Source organism: Moorena sp. SIO1F2, from assembly GCF_010672755.1.
In the GTDB taxonomy this organism is placed as follows: domain Bacteria; phylum Cyanobacteriota; class Cyanobacteriia; order Cyanobacteriales; family Coleofasciculaceae; genus Moorena.
In genome coordinates, this window is the sequence record NZ_JAAHFV010000476.1 from 1 (window position 1) to 4,139 (window position 4,139).

Genomic DNA, 4,139 nt, shown 5'->3' on the forward strand with positions numbered 1-4,139 from the left:
GCTTTTCTATGAGTCGATTTTCTAGAGTGCTATTTGCTAAAATTTGGGATAATCCTGAAGATGCCGAGTATGACAACCTATAATTTTGGGGATATTCTTCTCGTCCCTTTTCCCTTTACTGACCAGACTACTCTAAAAAAAAGACCAACCGTTATCATAAGCTCAAACACTTATAATCAACAAAAACCGGACTTAATTATTATGGCAATTACCTGGAAAATAAGTTAAAAGTTAACTTTTGGAGAGTTGCAAATTATTGATTTATTCTCCGCCGGATTAATAAAACATTCTGTGATTCAACCCGTTATATCTACCATTGATAAAAGTTTAGTAATTAGAAAATTATGTAAATTACAAGACTCAGATTGCCAAAAACTGAAAAATATGATTAAAACTATTTTAGGCTAATCAATTTACATGCGAAGCGAAATAGAGGATACTCACTTGAGGAAGTGCGATCGCTTTTGTAGTTTGGGTTAAAGAATGAAACCCAACATAATTCCCCTCAACACAACATCTTCTCCTCAAGAGACGGGTATCTGTTCTAACAAAATAGAACCTACAATTTAATTGGTGTGGCGGTCTGATGTTGTTGGGTTTCCGTTCCTATACCCAACCTACGATTGAATAGAGGTGGTGAGTGCGATCGCTTATCCTAGGTTGCGGATAACATATATTGCTCCATGCGATCGCCTCGTAGACTGGGTTGACCTAGGAAACCCAGGATTGAGGTGAAGATAAAGAACGCACCATCCCATAAGTAACTCGGTGGATTACGCTGTCGCCTTCTCCACTCTACTGGAGAGTGCGATCGCCAATAACCAATGAAATCCAAGAGCCAACTCATAAATATGGTTATAGGTTCAGGTTAAGGAGAAGGTTCTATTGGCACAAAATTAATTTCTACCTTATATCCAACAGCCTGAGCATAGTCTTCGATCGTCGAGAGCTTGGGAGAATAAGATGAATTAACATTCTCTAAACGGGAAATATTGCTCTTTTGTGTATTTAGAATTTTTGCCAACTCTTCTTGAGTTAAACCGGCTTTTATCCTTAGGTCAATAAGTTTCTTTCTAATATCGTAAACTACGGCCAGAGCTTCATACTCTTTTTTAACTTCACTATTACCTAGAGCTTTTTCTTTAAACTTTGCCAAGGTTGTACGGCTCACTTTTTTATCTCCTTCATCCGTTTTTTTGCCAGTTCTAATTCTTTCTTTGGTGTTTTTTGCGACTTTTTAATAAAGGAATGCAGAATAATCACTTCTCTTCCTTTTATCATACAGTAAAGAGAGCGACCAATACCTTCAAAACCTTTTGACCTTATTTCAAAAAGTCCGCCACCCATTGAAGCTGTGTATGGTTTACCCAGCATCGGACCAAACTCTTCAATCATCTCAGCGATGTGTAGAAAATTAGCGAGGATGCCTGGTGGAAAGTTCAAGGTTTCTTGTTCTACTTTCTCGTTGTAGAAAGTAATTTGCCAGTTCATAGTTACAGGTTATCATATTTGATAACTTTTGGGTGATGTCTTAAGATTTAGTGCGAACGCGCCCCGCGTGTCCTACGGTCAATCGCTTACCGTGGCCTACGGTCAATCGCTTTTAGCGGCTCTGAGCATCGCGCCTTGCGTTGCCCTTTGGGCTAATCGCCGCTCTTGTAGCTGTTGTATCTTGGATTGAGGTACTTTACCCAAAATTTGTTATGGTTTGTTGGGTTAAACGATAGTAAAACCCAACCTACATTTTTAGAGATGTCAGTCCAGTAGGGTGCGTTATTAACGCACCCGATGGGATCTTGTCCGGTGGGTTGAGGAAATGCCTTAGTAACGCACCCCTACACTTTGTTAGAATGCAGCTGAGAAGCAAAGGTTGGGAGGAAAGTAGGTCGATGACAAAGGTAGTTATCCCTTAGCTCAGAATTAGAAGCACTACTGCGTGAATATGCTGCTCAGCGAGGTCAAGATGTTAGCTTGGTTGCGTCCGAATTGCTGGCTAGTGTCTTAGAGTCGGAGGTGGAAGATTCACAGGAGGCTATAAAGGGCATTCAAAAAGGACTGAATGATTTCCAAGCAGGTCGATTTCGGTCTTTCGCTGAGTTTGCTATAGAGCAACGTCGCCAGTATAACCTGCCAGTCGATTCATGAAATACCCTAATGAAATCCATAAACGACTATAAAATTATTTTACGTCCCGATGACAATGGAACTTTTGTCGCCTATATTCCAGCCATTAAAGGATGTCATGCCTGGGGAGAAACTCCTGAAGCAGCCCTCTGTGAATTAAATCATGTTTTTGAGATGATTCAAGAAGAATACCTCGAAGAAGGCAAAAATTTACCTGATGATGTCGAGGTAACTGTTTCTCATGCCAGCATTAGCTAAAACCTTAGAAAAAGTTGCTAAACAATTAGGTTTTGCTGAAAGTTCGTCAAAAAGGAAGTCATGCCCGTTGGAAGCATCCGGATGGACGGTCAACCACTATTCCTGTTCATGGTAATGCTGAGATTGGAGGTTAGTTATTTCGAGAAATACTCAAGCAGTTAGGAATTAGTGAGAAGGAATTTGAGCAACTCAAATAAGTGCGATCGCGTAGGGTGGCCTACGGCCAATCGCTCTTGTAGGGTGCGTTCGATTACACAAGATCTATCAAGACATTGTTAATATCGCTTGGGTAGAACTAATCTAATAAAAACGACAGTGGACGACTCATATTCTGAGCAAAGCCAAGGAGCCCGCCATCGCGGTATTCGTAGAGTAATTTACCCTGTGAATCGAATAAGAAAGTTCCCCCTCGCTGGGTCAGATAAGCCCCATTGGGCACATAAGTATTCCAGTGGCTTAAAACCTCTGTCATATTCCGCAGCCGCAGGGTTGCCAATTCAAAGGGTCTTTGAAAACCTTTGCCACCAGCCAGCCTGAAGAATGAGCCCTTGATAGGGGGAAGTGGTATACCTCGCACAACCTCCTCATCATCGAGCAACTGCGGAGCCTGACTATCGCCCCAATAGCCTCGAAATACTTCAGCTAGAGTGCCAGGACTACCAATACCCGCACACATCAGCAGCAGATTCAAGTAGGCATTTAGGGTTATTGAGAGCCCTGGTAGCTTGAGCGATAGTCCTGGATAAAGATTAAGCTGGTGGTGCAGCTGTGCATTGGCAGAGACAAACAACCAATCCCCAGGAAACCCCGTATAGTTGCAGAATCGCTTACCAGAATCGCGATTGCCAATACCAACAGCTCGTATTACTATACCCTCGCCCTGTAACCTTTTTGCTTCCCGTTGCAGCCACCAAGCGTATTCGAGACTGTCGAAATCTCCAAGTTGGGGCCAGACAAGTACCAGCTGGCGGGTGGCTGACTCACAACCGCTCAGAAGTGGCAGGATGACTCCATCACTTACCCGCTGGCACTGGGTCTGATTTAAGATTGTGTAAGGATTCATTTTAAACCGGTTGTTTTAAGGGGAATGTTGTATTAAAAGTAAAGCACGTTTGGACATATTGATAAAAACTCAAATACGAGCCAGATAGCCTTCTTAATCTGTTGATAGATCGCCCAAATCGAATTTTTACAAAACAAGTCAGTACAACTTCGTCCACCATGACCCTGCGCGAGATTAAATCCCAACTTTTAGCCCTTAGTTTAACTGAAAAAGCTCAAGCGATTCAGCTACTTCAGGAAGCTAGCAACATCTGGACAGGCATTGAAAAAACACCTGGTGTTTGCGGGGGAGATGCCCGGATTGCCAACACTCGTATTCCTGTTTGGGTTCTCGTTCAAGCTCGTAATCTTGGCAGCAGTGAAGTTGATCTTCTGCAAAATTACCCTACCCTAAGTGCCAGCGATGTTGCCAATGCTTGGGTTTATGCTAATGCTCACCCCGAAGAAATTGACCAAGCAATCCAGGATAATGATGAGGCTTGAGCGATCGCTGCTCTCTATGCTGATCAACAATTTCCTTTGAAGACAACCCAACACCTCAGAAGTTTGACCCATGATGTCCTGGAAGGCAAAAATTTACCTGATGATGTCGAGGTAACAGTTTCTCATGCCAGCTAAAGCTAAAACCTTAGTGACTAAACTTTCTGAATCGGTCTTTGCTAAAATTTGGTATAATCCTGAAGATACCGAGTATT

General features: G+C 42.5%; 9 protein-coding genes. 5 read left to right on the forward strand and 4 right to left on the reverse strand.

Annotation, left to right across the window (positions count from 1 at the left end):
• Nucleotides 1-69 precede the first annotated feature (69 nt).
• Entirely contained in the window at nucleotides 70-228 is a 159-nt protein-coding gene (locus F6J94_RS34535; protein WP_367142300.1) for a type II toxin-antitoxin system PemK/MazF family toxin, read from the forward strand.
• 427 nt (nucleotides 229-655) lie between these two features.
• Here the strand turns inward: F6J94_RS34535 and F6J94_RS31210 are convergent, their stop codons facing one another.
• From F6J94_RS31210 to F6J94_RS31220, 3 genes are read right to left on the reverse strand one after another with little or no spacing between them, the layout of a single operon-like run.
• A complete protein-coding gene (locus F6J94_RS31210) occupies nucleotides 656-847 on the reverse strand; it encodes a hypothetical protein (protein ID WP_293047363.1) in 192 nt (63 codons plus the stop codon).
• Between the two features lie 21 nt (nucleotides 848-868).
• The gene (locus F6J94_RS31215; RefSeq protein ID WP_293047365.1) at nucleotides 869-1,171 is read right to left on the reverse strand and encodes a helix-turn-helix transcriptional regulator; all 303 of its coding nucleotides are present in this window, start codon (nucleotides 1,169-1,171) and stop codon (nucleotides 869-871) included.
• Nucleotides 1,168-1,491, reverse strand: coding sequence for a type II toxin-antitoxin system RelE/ParE family toxin (locus F6J94_RS31220; RefSeq protein WP_293047367.1), 324 nt, complete (start codon nucleotides 1,489-1,491; stop codon nucleotides 1,168-1,170). The genes F6J94_RS31215 and F6J94_RS31220 overlap by 4 nt, the downstream gene beginning before the upstream one ends.
• A gap of 480 nt (nucleotides 1,492-1,971) precedes the next feature.
• Here F6J94_RS31220 and F6J94_RS31225 point away from each other — a divergent pair, with 480 nt between their 5' ends.
• The 3 genes from F6J94_RS31225 to F6J94_RS31235 are packed head-to-tail and all read left to right on the forward strand — an operon-like array spanning nucleotide 1,972 to nucleotide 2,516.
• The gene (locus F6J94_RS31225; RefSeq protein ID WP_293047369.1) at nucleotides 1,972-2,145 is read left to right on the forward strand and encodes a hypothetical protein; all 174 of its coding nucleotides are present in this window, start codon (nucleotides 1,972-1,974) and stop codon (nucleotides 2,143-2,145) included.
• 9 nt (nucleotides 2,146-2,154) lie between these two features.
• A complete protein-coding gene (locus tag F6J94_RS31230; RefSeq protein ID WP_293047371.1) occupies nucleotides 2,155-2,382 on the forward strand; it encodes a type II toxin-antitoxin system HicB family antitoxin in 228 nt (75 codons plus the stop codon).
• A gap of 32 nt (nucleotides 2,383-2,414) precedes the next feature.
• On the forward strand, nucleotides 2,415-2,516 hold the full coding sequence (locus F6J94_RS31235) for a type II toxin-antitoxin system HicA family toxin (protein ID WP_293047373.1): 102 nt from the start codon (nucleotides 2,415-2,417) through the stop codon (nucleotides 2,514-2,516).
• Nucleotides 2,517-2,677: 161 nt separating this feature from the next.
• On the opposite strand, the gene F6J94_RS31240 is transcribed toward F6J94_RS31235, so the two are convergent.
• Entirely contained in the window at nucleotides 2,678-3,445 is a 768-nt protein-coding gene (locus F6J94_RS31240) for a peroxiredoxin-like family protein (protein ID WP_293047375.1), read from the reverse strand.
• Between the two features lie 158 nt (nucleotides 3,446-3,603).
• Here F6J94_RS31240 and F6J94_RS31245 point away from each other — a divergent pair, with 158 nt between their 5' ends.
• The gene (locus F6J94_RS31245; protein WP_293022734.1) at nucleotides 3,604-3,927 is read left to right on the forward strand and encodes a DUF433 domain-containing protein; all 324 of its coding nucleotides are present in this window, start codon (nucleotides 3,604-3,606) and stop codon (nucleotides 3,925-3,927) included.
• Nucleotides 3,928-4,139 lie beyond the last annotated feature (212 nt).